Origin of the sequence: Pseudomonas mandelii (assembly GCF_024138395.1) — a bacterium.
GTDB classification, from domain to species: Bacteria; Pseudomonadota; Gammaproteobacteria; order Pseudomonadales; family Pseudomonadaceae; genus Aquipseudomonas; species Aquipseudomonas mandelii_E.
Map to the genome: position 1 here is coordinate 186423 of NZ_JAMYDU010000010.1, position 13914 is coordinate 200336.

General features: G+C 60.3%; 13 protein-coding genes. 4 read left to right on the forward strand and 9 right to left on the reverse strand.

Translation table 11 applies throughout. The annotated features are described in order from the left end of the window. Positions 1-205 precede the first annotated feature (205 nt). A complete protein-coding gene (locus tag NHU87_RS17195; RefSeq protein ID WP_253551010.1) occupies positions 206-1525 on the forward strand; it encodes an MFS transporter in 1320 nt (439 codons plus the stop codon). A gap of 274 nt (positions 1526-1799) precedes the next feature. Beyond that, positions 1800-2429, forward strand: a complete 630-nt coding sequence (locus NHU87_RS17200) for a flavin reductase family protein (protein ID WP_253551012.1) — start codon at positions 1800-1802, stop codon at positions 2427-2429. On the opposite strand, the gene NHU87_RS17205 is transcribed toward NHU87_RS17200, so the two are convergent. Further along, positions 2430-2660: a hypothetical protein gene (locus NHU87_RS17205; RefSeq protein ID WP_008010028.1), complete on the reverse strand. Its 231-nt coding sequence runs from the start codon at positions 2658-2660 to the stop codon at positions 2430-2432. A 41-nt stretch (positions 2661-2701) separates the two neighbouring features. Further along, positions 2702-3055 carry a putative quinol monooxygenase gene (locus NHU87_RS17210; protein ID WP_253551014.1) on the reverse strand — a complete coding sequence of 118 codons (354 nt, stop codon included), beginning with the start codon at positions 3053-3055 and terminating at the stop codon, positions 2702-2704. A gap of 425 nt (positions 3056-3480) precedes the next feature. Here NHU87_RS17210 and NHU87_RS17215 point away from each other — a divergent pair, with 425 nt between their 5' ends. Then, the gene (locus NHU87_RS17215) at positions 3481-4410 is read left to right on the forward strand and encodes an AraC family transcriptional regulator (RefSeq protein WP_253551016.1); all 930 of its coding nucleotides are present in this window, start codon (positions 3481-3483) and stop codon (positions 4408-4410) included. A gap of 152 nt (positions 4411-4562) precedes the next feature. On the opposite strand, the gene NHU87_RS17220 is transcribed toward NHU87_RS17215, so the two are convergent. From NHU87_RS17220 to NHU87_RS17245, 6 genes are all read right to left on the reverse strand, one after another. Then, positions 4563-5618 carry an ABC transporter ATP-binding protein gene (locus tag NHU87_RS17220; protein ID WP_253551018.1) on the reverse strand — a complete coding sequence of 352 codons (1056 nt, stop codon included), beginning with the start codon at positions 5616-5618 and terminating at the stop codon, positions 4563-4565. Positions 5619-5631: 13 nt separating this feature from the next. Next, a complete protein-coding gene (locus NHU87_RS17225) occupies positions 5632-6480 on the reverse strand; it encodes an ABC transporter permease (protein WP_253551020.1) in 849 nt (282 codons plus the stop codon). Next, a complete protein-coding gene (locus tag NHU87_RS17230; protein WP_030128156.1) occupies positions 6477-7385 on the reverse strand; it encodes an ABC transporter permease in 909 nt (302 codons plus the stop codon). Before NHU87_RS17230 ends, NHU87_RS17225 begins: the two co-directional genes overlap by 4 nt. Positions 7386-7579: 194 nt before the next feature. Beyond that, on the reverse strand, positions 7580-8683 hold the full coding sequence (locus tag NHU87_RS17235) for an ABC transporter substrate-binding protein (RefSeq protein ID WP_030128157.1): 1104 nt from the start codon (positions 8681-8683) through the stop codon (positions 7580-7582). 218 nt (positions 8684-8901) lie between these two features. Further along, the gene (locus tag NHU87_RS17240) at positions 8902-10362 is read right to left on the reverse strand and encodes an aldehyde dehydrogenase family protein (RefSeq protein WP_253551022.1); all 1461 of its coding nucleotides are present in this window, start codon (positions 10360-10362) and stop codon (positions 8902-8904) included. After that, the gene (locus NHU87_RS17245; RefSeq protein ID WP_253551024.1) at positions 10359-11996 is read right to left on the reverse strand and encodes a 5-guanidino-2-oxopentanoate decarboxylase; all 1638 of its coding nucleotides are present in this window, start codon (positions 11994-11996) and stop codon (positions 10359-10361) included. Before NHU87_RS17245 ends, NHU87_RS17240 begins: the two co-directional genes overlap by 4 nt. A 159-nt stretch (positions 11997-12155) precedes the next feature. Here NHU87_RS17245 and NHU87_RS17250 point away from each other — a divergent pair, with 159 nt between their 5' ends. Next, positions 12156-13037 carry a LysR substrate-binding domain-containing protein gene (locus NHU87_RS17250; RefSeq protein WP_253551026.1) on the forward strand — a complete coding sequence of 294 codons (882 nt, stop codon included), beginning with the start codon at positions 12156-12158 and terminating at the stop codon, positions 13035-13037. A gap of 139 nt (positions 13038-13176) precedes the next feature. Here the strand turns inward: NHU87_RS17250 and NHU87_RS17255 are convergent, their stop codons facing one another. Next, a complete protein-coding gene (locus tag NHU87_RS17255) occupies positions 13177-13791 on the reverse strand; it encodes an NAD(P)-dependent oxidoreductase (protein ID WP_253551028.1) in 615 nt (204 codons plus the stop codon). Positions 13792-13914: the final 123 nt, after the last annotated feature.

Consider the following 13914-nt stretch of genomic DNA (forward strand, 5'->3'; position numbering starts at 1 on the left):
GAGCGTGGGAACGATCAAGCGTGGGAACGATCAGGTTCGGCGAAAATCCGCTTGTCACCCTGCGCATCATAAGCGGATTTCCGCTCACTCAAGTTTCAAAACCCCTCTAAACCGGCCCTCCTCCCCTTGGCACAGCTCCTGCTATAGCTCCAGCAGGCTGCGTTTTAACGCGCTCCACAAAAACAATTAAACGAAGGATCCTTCAATGGATAACTCCAACGCCCTGCCCCTTGGGTCGGCTGCCCTGCCGGCCACAGAAAGAACCACCGCTAGCCGGATCAAATCGATCTTCAGCGGCTCTGTCGGCAACATGGTCGAATGGTACGACTGGTACGTCTACGCCGCCTTCTCCCTGTACTTCGCCAAAGCCTTCTTCCCCAAAGGCGACACCACCGCACAACTGCTCAACACCGCCGCGATCTTCGCCGTGGGCTTTTTGATGCGCCCGATCGGTGGCTGGCTGATGGGCCTCTACGCCGACAAGGCCGGGCGCAAACGTGCGTTGATGGCTTCGGTGTACCTGATGTGCTTCGGCTCGCTGCTGATCGCCCTGAGCCCGGGTTATGAAACCATTGGCATCGGCGCGCCGATCCTGCTGGTGTTCGCCCGCCTGCTGCAAGGTTTGTCGGTCGGGGGTGAGTACGGCACCTCGGCGACTTACCTCAGTGAGATGGCGACCAAGGAACGTCGCGGCTTCTACTCCAGCTTCCAGTACGTGACCCTGATCTCCGGCCAGCTCATCGCCCTGGCGGTGTTGATCGTGCTGCAACAGACCCTGACCACCGAAGAGTTGTACGCCTGGGGCTGGCGCATTCCGTTCGCCATCGGCGCGCTGTGTGCCGTAGTCGCGCTCTACCTGCGTCGTGGCATGGAAGAAACCGAGTCGTTCACCAAGAAAGAGAAAGCCAAGGAAAGCGCGATGCGCACCTTGATGCGCCATCCGAAGGAACTGATGACCGTGGTCGGCCTGACCATGGGCGGCACGCTGGCGTTCTACACCTACACCACGTACATGCAGAAATACCTGGTGAACACCGTCGGCATGAGCATTTCCGACTCCACCACGATTTCCGCGGCCACGCTGTTCCTGTTCATGTGCCTGCAACCGATCATCGGCGGGCTCTCGGATAAAGTCGGTCGTCGGCCGATCCTGATCGCCTTCGGTATTCTCGGAACGCTGTTCACTGTGCCGATCCTGACCACCCTGCACACCGTCCAGACTTGGTGGGGCGCGTTCTTCCTGATCATGGCGGCGCTGATTATCGTCAGCGGCTACACCTCGATCAACGCGGTGGTCAAAGCCGAACTGTTCCCGACCGAGATTCGCGCCCTGGGCGTCGGCCTGCCGTACGCGCTGACCGTGTCGATCTTCGGCGGTACCGCTGAATACATCGCGCTGTGGTTCAAGAGCATCGGCATGGAAACCGGTTACTACTGGTATGTCACGGCGTGCATCGCGGTGTCGTTGCTGGTGTACATCACCATGAAAGACACCCGCAAGCATTCGCGGATCGAGACGGACTAATCGTCACATCGTGGTTGGCTGAACCGCCCTCTTCGCGAGCAAGCCCGCTCCCACATTCAACCGCATTCTTCTGAAAGAACTCGGTCAACCTGTGGGAGCGGGCTTGCTCGCGAAAGCGGCTTAACATTCAACAGGGATGCTGACTGATACACCGCCTTCGCGAGTAAGTCGAATCGTCGCACCGCCGCTCCCACATTAGATCTCATCGCTGGAAATAACCCGCTCGCCCCCGCACTATGATCGATCCCGAAACAAAGCCCTAGGAACCCCGTCCATGCCCGACGATATCCACTTCTACGAACCCGCCAACGGCCATGGCCTGCCGCATGACCCGTTCAACGCCATCGTCGGCCCGCGCCCTATCGGCTGGATTTCTTCCCAGGACGCCAACGGTCGCTTGAACCTGGCGCCCTACAGTTTTTTCAACGCCTTCAACTACATTCCGCCGATCATTGGGTTTTCCAGCGTCGGGCGCAAAGACAGCCTGAATAACATCGAGCAGACCGGCGAATTCGCCTGGAACCTGGCGACCCGTCCACTGGCCGAGCAGATGAACCAGAGCTGCGCCATGGTCGGGCCTGAGATCAATGAATTCGAATTGTCCGGGCTGACCACCGCCGCATCGAAAATCATTCAGGTGCCACGGGTTGCCGAAAGCCCGGTGTCCTTTGAGTGCAAGGTCACGCAGATCATTCAGTTGCAGCGCGCGGATGGCGAAACGGTACCGAGCTGGCTGATTCTCGGCGAAGTGGTTGCCGTGCATATCGCCAAATGGCTGTTGAAGGATGGGGTGTACGACACCGCCGCGGCAGAACCGATTCTGCGCGGCGGCGGGCCGGCGGATTACTTTCAGCTGGGGCCAGAGGCATTGTTCAAGATGTTCCGCCCAGGGGCGGTCAAGTAGTTACCAGAGCAGGTCGGCGTCTTCTTTAACGTCTTTGAGGCGGGTCAGCTCTTTGGCCGCGGCCTCGTCGGCTTCATGAGCGGTCTTGAAAGTCTGGCCTTCCAGCACTTTGTGAAAAGTCGGGGCACCGGAACCACCTAGGGCTTTGACGGCAATCGCGGCGTGGTAACCGCCCTCGCCCGGTACTACGGCTGAAACGGCTTCGAAGTGTTCAAAGGCTTTGCGTGCCATGTCGCGGATCCTGGCTAATGGAGAATTGCGCCATTAAACCCTCAACCGACGAGTTTGTGTACCGCTGCCTGGGACTGACCAAGGGCCTGGGCCGCCGAGACATCCTTGAAGGTATGGAAATCCAGGCTATTGACCATCAGTTCTTGCACCAGCTCGGCAAAAATCTGCATCGCCGGGCTGCCGAAGTAAGCGGTCATGGCCTGCTGGTTGACCCAGAAACCGGACACCAGCCACAGCTCGGGATCGCATTGCGAGTGCTGTAGCGCAAAGCTCAGGCAACCCGGCGCGTTGCGCGATGGCTCGATCAGGGCGCTCAGGCGCGCACCGAGTTCTGCCGAGCGCCCGGCGCGGGCGCGGACGAAGGCCATATGACTGACGGGGATTTGCGTAGACATGTTCAACCCTCCCAGGTCATCCAGTGGCAGCCGGGGACGGGCTGCGACAGGATCCAAGATTAGGCGGCGCGCCACGATCGTCGTTAGTCGATTCCTGCCGGCTTTTTGCACAATCCTGCGCGGCTGCAAAAAACCTCTGTAACAGCATGTAAAGCATGTCATGGCACTGTCACAAGAGATTCGAGCAAGTGTGCTGAATTCATGTAGGAGCTGCCGCAGGCTGCGATCTTTTGATTTTGAAAGACCCAGTCAAAAGATCGCAGCCTTCCGCAGCTCCTACAAAAGCAAAGCCGCGCCGGCAAACGTTGGAGCGCAGATCCACCTCGTGCAGAATCAGGCAAGCTTTTGGCAGGATGTGTCTACCGCTGTCCCTTGCACAAATTTAAGCTCAGCTCATTACCAACGCGTCACCGAGGATGCCCAGCATGTCGTCGCTCGATCATTTTCAAGCCCCGCTGGATGCCGACATGGAAAAACAGCGCGCGGAACTGGCCGCCCTCATCCGCCGTAACACGATGGAGGATGGCTCTTATGCCACCGCCGTCGGTTCGCTGTTCATGTCGCGCCACAGTAAAAACCATGACTTCGCCCCAGTGCTGGCGCAACCGGCCCTGTGCATCATGGCCCAGGGGCGCAAGGAAGTGCGGCTGGCGGATGAATACTTCAATTACGACCCGCTGAATTATCTGGTGGTGTCGGTATCGATGCCGTTGAGCGGGCGGGTGGTGAATGTCTCGCCCGAGGAACCGATCCTCGCCGTGCGGCTGGACATCGACCCGGCGGAAATCAGCGCGCTGATTGCCGACGCCGGCCCCATCGGCGTACCCACACGGCCCACTGGCCGCGGCCTGTATGTCGAGCGCATCGATTCGGCAATGCTCGATGCCGTGCTGCGTCTGGCGCGATTGCTGGACACACCCAAAGACATTGCCATGCTGGCGCCGCTGATTCGCCGGGAGATTCTGTATCGGCTGTTGCGCAGCCAGCAGGGTCATCGGCTGTATGAGATTGCCATTGCCAACAGCCAGAGCCATCGCATTAGCCAGGCGATCAAATGGCTCAATGGCAATTATGAACAACCGCTGCGCATCGATGATCTGGCGCGGGAAGTGAACCTGAGCGTGTCGACATTGCATCACCGGTTCAAGGCGATGACGGCGATGAGCCCGCTGCAGTATCAGAAGCAGTTGCGCCTGCAAGAGGCGCGGCGGTTGATGCTGGCCGAAGGGCTGGAAGCGTCGGCGGCGGGTTATCGGGTGGGGTATGAAAGCCCTTCGCAGTTCAGCCGGGAGTACAGCCGATTGTTCGGGGCGCCGCCGCTGCGGGATTTGGCGCGGTTGCGGTTGACGGTTTGATCCAATATTTGTTGTGCGACTGATGGCCCCATCGCGGGCAAGCCCGCTCCCACAGGTTTTTGCGGTGGACACAAGATCCGTTAACACCACCAACCCCCTGTGGGAGCGGGCTTGCCCGCGATGAGGCCAGAAAGGCCAACATCAAATCCGGATCAGGCGCTTAGTACTCGGCAAGCCTCAGCCGGCAATGTCACCGACACCGGATTGCCAATGCTCAACCCAACCCCCTGACAGGGCGTGCTCAACGCCGTAAACGTCACCCCGGAACACTCCACCGTAGTTTCGATGGTCGCCCCTATATCCCGCACAAACGTCACCTTCCCGAGCAAGCGATTCCCCGCCGTGGCCTGGGGTTGCGACAGTTGCAGGTCTTCCGGGCGAATCAGCATTTTCACCTTCTCCCCCACCACAATGCTGCTGCAGATCGGCACTTGCAGGGCATCGCCACCGGGCAAGCTGACCTTGCCGTTGCCCAGCGCTGTGGCCGGGAAAATATTGCCCGAACCGATAAAGTCCGCGACGAATTCATTGGCCGGTTGCCGGTAGATCTCAATCGGCGTGCCCACCTGCTGCACCCGATGCTCACCCAGCACCACCACGATATCGGCCATGGTCATGGCTTCGCGCTGGTCGTGGGTGACCATGATGGTGGTGATGTTCAGACGCTGTTGCAGCTGACGGATTTCCACCTGCATCGACTCACGCAACTTGGCGTCCAGCGCCGACAGCGGTTCGTCGAGCAGAAGGATTTTCGGCCGCGAGGCAATCGCCCGGGCAATCGCCACGCGCTGACGTTGTCCGCCGGAGAGTTTCGCCACCGGGCGATCAATCATTTCCCGCAGCTGAATCAGCTCCAGCAACTCCACCACCCGCGCCTGTTGATCAGCCTTGCTGACCCCGCGCAGTTTCAGCGGATAGGCGATGTTCTCCCCCACAGTCATGTGCGGAAACAGTGCCAGCGATTGAAACACCATGCCGAAATTACGCTGATGCGCCGGCGTATGGCCGATGTCTTCACCGTCCAGGCGAATTTCGCCACCGGTCAGGGTTTCCAGCCCGGCAATCATCCGCAGCAAGGTGGTTTTGCCACAGCCCGAAGGGCCGAGAAAACACACCAGTTTGCCCTCGGGCAAATGCAGGTTCACATCCTTTACCGCGCAGGCCGAGCCGTAATGTTTCTCGACGTTTTCCAGAATCAGACCAGTCATGTTGCACCTCAAATCAAAAGGAAACGCCGCCTTCGCCAACCAGCTTCTCCAACGCCCAGATCAGGACGAAGTCGATCAGCACGATCAGCACGGCAAACGAGAAAACGGTAGGGTCGAGCGAAGACACGGTGCGGCTGTACATCCAGATCGGCACGGTCATGACGTCGATGGTGTAGAGGAAATAGGTCACGGTGAACTCGTTGAACGAGACGATGAATGCCAGCAGCATGCCCGCCAGAATCCCCGACTTCATCAGCGGCACCACCACATCGACAATCGCCCGTAGCGGTGAAGCGCCGAGCATTTGCGCCGCCTCTTCGACTTCGCTGCCGATGGAGAGCATCGCCGCGGTGCAGTTTTTCACCACGAACGGCAGCGCCAGAATCACGTGGGCAATTACCAATCGCGAGGTGGTGATGTGGAACGGCAGGCTGTCGAACACCAGCAGCAAGGCCAGGCCCAACACCACCATCGGGAACACCAGTGGCAGCGACATCAATTGCAACGCCACGGCCTTGCCGCGGAACTCGCAACGGGTCAGGGCATAGGCTGCCGGCACCGCGATAATCGTGGCGAAAATCATGGTCAGGCAGGCCACCATCAAACTGGTGGTCATGGCTTTGCCGAGGCTCAGCACATCGCTGGAGTCTGGCGACACGAAGGTATCCCAGGCGGCTTTGTACCATTGCAGGCTATAGCTGCTGGGTGGGAAGTCGAGGTTCGACGCACCGCTGAACGACATGACGATCATGGTCAAAATCGGCAGCACGGCCAGCAGCAAAATGAAGCCCGAGAGGATGCCGGCGAACTTGCCGGTATCGCCCGGCAGCAGCGAGTGGCGCTTCTTGATCACAGAGCTCATTGCGAAGCCTCCAGCATGCGCCGACGACGGCCGGTGATGTATTCGGACAAGGTCATGATAGCCAGAGTGGTGACGATCAGCACCACACCGGCAGCGGACGCGGCGGGCCAGTTCATCAGCGGAGCGATCTGGTCATGCACCATCACCGCCAGCATCGGCACGCGCCGACCACCGAGCAGCAGCGGCACCACAAAACTGCTGGCGTTGTAGGCGAACACCAACGTTGCGCCAGTGATGATCCCCGGCAAACTCATCGGCAACACCACTTGGCGAAACACCTGCAAGCGACTGGCGCCGAGGGTGGCGGCGGCTTCTTCGTAAGTGCGGGCAACGCCGCGCATGGCGCTGGCAATCGGCAGCACGGCCAACGGGAACGCGGTTTGCACCAGGCCCATCAACACGCCGTTTTGGTTGTACAGCAGCATGATCGGGCGCTTGATCAGGCCCAGGCCCATCAGCGCCTGATTGAGCATGCCGCCGGGGCCGAGAATCACCAGCCAGCCGTAGCTTTGCAGCAGCAGGTTGACCAGCAATGGCAGCAGCACTGCCGCGAGGAAGATCCGCCGCACAAACGGTGAGGTCAGCCGCGACATGGTGTAGGCCACCGGGATCGCCAGCAGCACCGCAATCACCGCGCTGATCAGCGCCAGACGCAACGTCAGCAGCAACGATTTGAGGTAATAGGGTTCCAGCAATTGCGCGTAACTGGCCAGGCTGAACCCGGTCCACTCCGCGCCTTTGGTGCCGACGCTCATGCGCAGCACCAAGAGGCTCGCGGCAATCAGCACGCCGAGAAACAGCATCGACGGCGAGAGAAAAAGCCAGGCGCGCGCCGTCGGTGAGACACCCCGATTGATGCGCACGGGTGCGGCGCTTACCGGATGGGTCAGAGGTTGGTGTTCCATAGCAAAGGGTCTCGTCAATGGAAAGCAGCTGACAAACACAAGACTTGAAATCACTTCGGCCCCTGTGGGAGCGAGCTTGCTCGCGATTGCGGTGTATCAGTCGACATCAATGTTGAATGACAGTCAGCAATCGCGAGCAAGCTCGCTCCCACAGGGGATCTTCAGTGGTTGAAGATCCTGTGTTCGCCACTCGATCAGGAAGAAAAGATTTCCGTGTAACGACGAATCCATTGGTCATGCACGGAGGCCAGGAAGGCGTTGTCGTGCATGATCGCCTTCTCGGCAATCTGCTCCGGCGTGAGGATGTACGGGCTCTTGCGCGCTTCGGCGGAGATGATTGCCTTGGCGTTGACCGGGCCGTTGTAGATGTCTTCGGCCATCTTGCCCTGCACCAGCGGGTCCAGAGAGTGGTTGATGAAGGCGTAGGCCAAATCGATATCGCCCGGACGATTCTTTGGCATCACCGACAACATCAGGTCGGTGTAGAAGCCTTCCTTCATGCCGAAGGTGGCGCCCAGACCGTAGGCCGGATCGCGAATCTGTTTCGGGAAAAACGCCGGCGCGTACAAGCCGCCCATGTCCAGGGAACCGGTGCGGAACAGCTCGGCGATCTGGTTCGGGTTTTCGCCCAGGGTCACGACGCGATCTTTCAGCTCGGCGAGTTTCTTGAAGCCTGGCTCGATGTTGTGCTCGTCACCACCGGCCAGTTTGGCGGCGATGATGATCAGGTCCATGGCCTCGGTCCAGTTCGGCGGCGGCAGGAAGATGTTCGGCGACAGCTCCGCGTCCCACAGGGCGGCATAGCTGTCCGGCGCTTCTTTGATGGTGCGGGTGCTGTAGACCAAGCTGTTGCACCACAGCAGGTAACCGATGCCGTGACCATTGGCGCCGGTGCGGTATTTCTCCGGCACATCGATCAGGTTAGGGATGCGGTTGAGGTCGGGTTTTTCCAGCAGGTTGGCGGCGGCCAGACCTTCGGCGCCGACGCCGGCCAGAGTGATGATGTCGTACTGCGGACGATCACCGCCGGCCTTGAGTTTGGCGACCATTTCCGAGGTGCTGCCGGTGCGGTCGGCGATGACCTTGCAGCCGTACTTGGCTTCGAAAGTGGCGGCGATATTGCGCAATGCCGCAAGGCCGGTGTCATCGGACCAGGTCAGCAAGCGCAGGGTCTTGCCCTGGAAGCGCGTATCGCTGGCATTGGCCTTGATGAACGGCATGCTCATGGCCGCCGCAGCCACGGACGCTACGCCCACGGTTTTGATGAATTGACGTCTGTTCAGATCGTGCTCGCCCATGAAGGACTCCCTTTGTTTTTTTAAGTATGAGGTTGGTCGCAACCGTTGCATCCGCGCGGCCAGATCAGCTTCAAGCCCCCGGTTTCAATGGGCTTTGGCGATGCCAGCGGGTTCATCCTGAGGTCGTGCAAAACACCTGACTATCGATAAAAACTCATTGAAGCCATGACACCAGTGCATGCCTCATCAAGAGGCATGCGCTCACCTTTTTCGTGCTGTCAGACGGCCCGAATCACGTGTTTTATTTCCTGGAACGCCTGCAAGCCCCACGGCCCCAATTCGCGGCCGATGCTGCTCTGTTTGTAGCCACCCCAAGCGGTCTGCGGGAAGATCACTTGCGGCGCGTTGATCCACACAAGCCCCGCCTGCAAAGCGTTAGCGACGCGATCGGCCGCTTCGGCGTCGCGCGTGACCACGCTGGCCACCAGACCAAACTGGCTGTCGTTGGCCAAGGCAATCGCCTCGGCTTCAGAGGTGAAACTGCGCACGCAGATCACCGGGCCAAAAATCTCTTCGCACCACAGCGCACTGTCGAGGGGCACGTCGATGAAAATGGTCGGCTGCAAAAAATAGCCGCGAGGCAGGTCCGCCGGACGATTACCGCCGCAGATCAGCTTCGCCCCAGCACTCAAACCGCGATCGATGTGGCCCAGCACGCGTTGGTATTGCGCATGATTGACCAGTGCGCCCATTTCCACGTTCGGGTCGAACGGCTCGGCCACGCGAATGGCTTCGGCGCGCGCCTTTAATCGTGCTACAAATTTATCCGCCAGTTCATCGGCAACCAGCACGCGGCTGGTGGCGGAACACATCTGCCCGGCGTTGAAGAAACCACCGCCACAGGCCACTTCCACGGCCAGTTCGATGTCGGCATCGGTGAGCACCAGCAGCGAGGATTTACCGCCCAGTTCCAGGCTTACGCCTTTCACGGTTTCCGCCGCCCGCTGCATCACCTGCACGCCGACCGCATTGCTGCCGGTGAAGGAAATCTTGGCGATGCGCGAATCAGCCGATAGCGGTGCGCCGACGGCCAGACCGGTGCCGCAGACCAGATTGAACACACCGTTAGGCAGACCCGCTTCGGCAATGATCGTCGCCAGTTCCAGCTCCGGCAGCGGCGTCACTTCAGACGGTTTGAGCACCACGCAGCAACCGGCGGCCAGGGCCGGGGCGAGTTTCCAGGCGGTGGTGACCATCGGGAAATTCCACGGCACGATCAGCCCCACCACACCGCATGGCTCGCGGCGTAAACGGGCGCTGAAATCGTCGCTCGGCAACGCCACGGCGCTGTCTTGCTTTGCGTCCAGGCCTTCGGCCAGATCGGCGTAATACTCGAACGTGGCGATTACATCGTCGACGTCGATGGCCGCTTCGAACAGTGGTTTGCCGTTGTTGCTCGACTGCAATTTCATCAACTGCTCGCGACCGGCCTGCACGCCAGCGGCGATTCTGCGCAGGATCGCCCCGCGCTCGGCGCCGGTGGTTTTTGACCATGCTTCGAAAGCGCTGGTCGCCGCCGTGACGGCCTGATCGACAGCGCGTTCATCGCCGCCGTTAACGGTGGTCAGCAGCGCTTCCGTTGCCGGGTTGATCACGCGTAAATGTTCGTTACCGGCAGACCATTGGCCATTGATGTACAGGCCATCGAGAGTAGTCGGGAACGTCGCAGAAAAGCTCATTTCGATACCGCCTTCATCCACTCGGTCTGATCGATTTCAATCAGGGTCGGCCCCTGACGATCAGTGGCGATACGCAGTGCATCACGCAATCCGTCAACACTGCTGACCGCTTCGGCCGCGCAGCCCAGCGCTTTCGCCACACCGATAAAATCCGGGGTATAGATGTCCACGCCCACAGGCTCGATGGCGCGATTGACCATGTATTTCTTGATCTCTTCGTAGCCCTGGTTATTCCACAGCAGGACGATCACCGGGGTGCTTGCTTCCACCGCACTGGCCAGTTCCGGCAGAGTAAATTGCAGACCACCGTCGCCGATCAGGCACACCACCGGAGGGCGTGCACCGCCTTCGACGCTGCCACCAAGCCAGGCACCAATCGCCGCCGGCAAGGCGTAACCGAGGGTGCCGTAACCGGTGGATGAGTTGAACCAGCGGCGCGGGCGTTCCGGGTTGAATGTGAGGTTGCCGGTGTACACCGGTTGGGTCGAATCGCCGACGAACACCGCGTTCGGCAATTCGTGCAGAACGGTTTCCAGAAAACGGGTCTGCGCCAGCGTCGGAGCGTCCCAGGACGCGGCCAGTTCCTCGCGCAAACGCACGGCACGCACCTGGCCCCAATCGTTGCGACGCTCGGCCAGCGACTTGTGGGACAGCGCACTCAGCAAGGCCTGAGCGGCGTTGCGCGAATCGGCCACCAACGCGACTTTCGGCGGGTAATTACGCACGGTCTGATCGGGGTCGATGTCCACGCGCAGCAATACGCCCGGAATTTCGAAGCCGCCGGCGAAGGTGACGTCGTAATCGGTTTCGGCCAGTTCGGTGCCGATGGCCAGCACCACGTCGGCCTCGGCGACCAGCGCGCGAGTGGCTACCAGGCTTTGGGTCGAACCGATCAGCAGCGGGTGGCTGGATTCAAGCATGCCTTTGGCATTGATGGTCAGGGCCACCGGCGCGTCCAGCAGTTCGGCCAGTTCAGTCAGCTCGGCCGCCGCATCGATAGCGCCGCCGCCGGCGAGAATCAACGGGCGCTTGGCACCGGCCAACAAGTCGGTCATGCGGCTGATCGCGCTTGGCGCAGCACCGGCGCGATCAATGTTCACCGGCACGCTGGCGAGCAAGTCATCGGCCTCTTCGACCAGTACGTCCAACGGAATTTCGATGTGTACCGGACGCGGACGGCCAGCCTGGAACAGCGCAAAAGCACGGGCCAATACGCCCGGCAATTCAGCCGCCGACATCAAGGTGTGGGAGAACGCCGCCACGCCGCCGACCAGTGCGCTCTGATTCGGCAACTCATGCAGCTTGCCGCGACCGCCGCCCAATTGGCTGCGCGATTGCACGCTGGAGATCACCAGCATCGGGATCGAGTCAGCGTAAGCCTGGCCCATGGCGGTGGTGATGTTGGTCATGCCAGGGCCGGTGATGATGAAGCACACACCCGGTTTGCCGCTGGTTCGCGCATAACCGTCGGCCATGAAACCGGCGCCCTGTTCGTGACGCGGAGTGACGTGGTTGATGCTCGAACGGGCCAGCCCGCGATACAGCTCCACGGTGTGAACCCCGGGAATGCCGAACACCTGCTCGACCCCGTAATCTTCGAGTAACTTGACCAATACTTCGCCGCACGTCGCCATGTCTTTGCCCTTTTTGTTCGTTTGAGACGCCGGGCCTGCGCAGTGTTTATGATGGGTTGGCAGGTCCAGGGATGGCCTCATTGGAACGGGCGACACGTAGCCGCAACAATGGATAAAAAGTCATACTAGCCATGTCCTCACGTCATACCTTGGATCCCAATGAAACGACTGCCTCCCCTGCCGGCGCTGCACACTTTTCTGATCACCGCGCAGTGCTGCAACTTCACCCGGGCCGCCGAACAACTGCACATCACCCAAGGCGCGGTGAGCCGGCAGATCGCTGGGCTGGAAGATCATCTGGGTTATGAGCTGTTCATTCGCCAGGCGCGAGGCTTGAGCCTGACCGCCGCAGGACGGGAGTGGTTGCCACGGGTGCAGCAGATTTTCGGCCTGATCGACGAGGCGGTGGAGCATATCGGCGAGAAGCGCGAAACCTTGCAACTCAAGGCACCGACCTGCGTAATGCGCTGGCTGTTGCCGCGCCTGTTGCAGTGGCAAAAGGAGCACCCGGATGTGCCGGTGGAATTGACCACCACGGTGAAACACGGCGTGGACTTTCATCGCGAGCAGTTCGATGCGGCGGTGATGTATGGCACGCCGCCGGACAGCTTGTTGGCGTCTCATCATCTGTTCGATGAGCAACTGACGCCCGTGTGTTCCCGACCAATGCTTGAAGGGCCGATGGCTTTGCAGACACCGGCCGATCTGCAACAGCACTTGTTGCTGCACCCCACCCGTGATGAACGGGACTGGAACGCCTGGCTGAAGGCTGCGGATATTCGGCTGAGCAATGTCGGCAAAGGGCAGCACTTCGAAACCCTGGACCTGGCGATGTCGATGGCGTCTCAAGGGACGGGCGTGGCGATTGGCGATTGGTCGTTGATCGGCGATGACCTGAGTGCCGGACGGCTGGTCATGCCCTTTGACTTGAAGGTGAAAACCGGGTTGGCGTATTACCTGGTGTTCCCCGAGAAACCGGAGCCTTCGCCGAAATTGCGCGAATTGATGGGGTGGTTGGTGGAGCAGGCTCAGAGCCGCTGAGAGATGCTCATAGATCGTTCCCACGCTCTGCGTGGGAATGCCTCAACGGACGCTCCGCGTTCGGCTTTGGAAGGGACGCGGAGCGTCCCGGGCTGCATTCCCACGCAGAGCGTGGGAACGATCAGATCAAGCAGCGCCATCAATACCCGACAGTAAACCGCTGCCGTGAATGCTTCGGCGTTTCCACTTCATCAAGCAGCGCAATCGCGAAGTCAGCAAAGGTAATCCAGCTGCGGCCCTGCGCACTCACCAGCAAGTCATCCTTGCCGACCCGAAACGTACCCGTGCGCTCACCTTCGACGAACTCCGCCGACGGCGACAGGAACGTCCAGTCCAGGTCCTTTTCCTCACGCAAGGTATTCAGGAACGCGGCACCGGCGCTGGCCTCGGTCTTGTATTCCTTCGGGAAGCCTTCGTTGTCGATCACCCTGGAACCGCCCGGCAGCAACAGCGAACCGGCACCGCCGACCACTAGCAGACGTTTGACCCCGGCCTTCTTCACCGGCTCGATGATCGCGCTGGCGGGAATGGTGGAGAAATGCGCCGCGCTGATCACCGCATCATGCCCGGCCACGACGGCTTGCAGTGCAGCAGCGTCGAGCACGTCCACGTTTTTGCTCACGACCCCGGCACGCGGGGCGATTTTCGAGGTGTCGCGGGCGATGGCAGTGACGCTGTGACCGCGACGCAGGGCTTCTTCCAACAATTGGCTACCGGCACGACCGGTGGCACCGATGATTGCGATGTTGCTCATGACGTTTCTCCAGTTGGCATGGGTGAATCTGTATAGGTGTGACAGACGCAGAACCTGTAGGAGCGAGGCTTGCCCGCGAAGAACGATGACGCGTAATACCTGAAAAACCGCGGTGCATTCTTC

Bases quoted from the DNA above. Each gene is read 5' to 3' on its own strand.
- NHU87_RS17195 (WP_253551010.1), top strand. From the start codon at position 206: ATGGATAACTCCAACGCCCTGCCCCTTGGGTCGGCTGCCCTGCCGGCC.
- NHU87_RS17220 (WP_253551018.1), bottom strand. From the start codon at position 5,618: ATGACTGGTCTGATTCTGGAAAACGTCGAGAAACATTACGGCTCGGCC.
- NHU87_RS17215 (WP_253551016.1), top strand. From the start codon at position 3,481: ATGTCGTCGCTCGATCATTTTCAAGCCCCGCTGGATGCCGACATGGAA.
- NHU87_RS17250 (WP_253551026.1), top strand. From the start codon at position 12,156: ATGAAACGACTGCCTCCCCTGCCGGCGCTGCACACTTTTCTGATCACC.
- NHU87_RS17200 (WP_253551012.1), top strand. From the start codon at position 1,800: ATGCCCGACGATATCCACTTCTACGAACCCGCCAACGGCCATGGCCTG.
- NHU87_RS17210 (WP_253551014.1), bottom strand. From the start codon at position 3,055: ATGTCTACGCAAATCCCCGTCAGTCATATGGCCTTCGTCCGCGCCCGC.
- NHU87_RS17245 (WP_253551024.1), bottom strand. From the start codon at position 11,996: ATGGCGACGTGCGGCGAAGTATTGGTCAAGTTACTCGAAGATTACGGG.
- NHU87_RS17240 (WP_253551022.1), bottom strand. From the start codon at position 10,362: ATGAGCTTTTCTGCGACGTTCCCGACTACTCTCGATGGCCTGTACATC.
- NHU87_RS17255 (WP_253551028.1), bottom strand. From the start codon at position 13,791: ATGAGCAACATCGCAATCATCGGTGCCACCGGTCGTGCCGGTAGCCAA.
- NHU87_RS17205 (WP_008010028.1), bottom strand. From the start codon at position 2,660: ATGGCACGCAAAGCCTTTGAACACTTCGAAGCCGTTTCAGCCGTAGTA.
- NHU87_RS17225 (WP_253551020.1), bottom strand. From the start codon at position 6,480: ATGAGCTCTGTGATCAAGAAGCGCCACTCGCTGCTGCCGGGCGATACC.
- NHU87_RS17230 (WP_030128156.1), bottom strand. From the start codon at position 7,385: ATGGAACACCAACCTCTGACCCATCCGGTAAGCGCCGCACCCGTGCGC.
- NHU87_RS17235 (WP_030128157.1), bottom strand. From the start codon at position 8,683: ATGGGCGAGCACGATCTGAACAGACGTCAATTCATCAAAACCGTGGGC.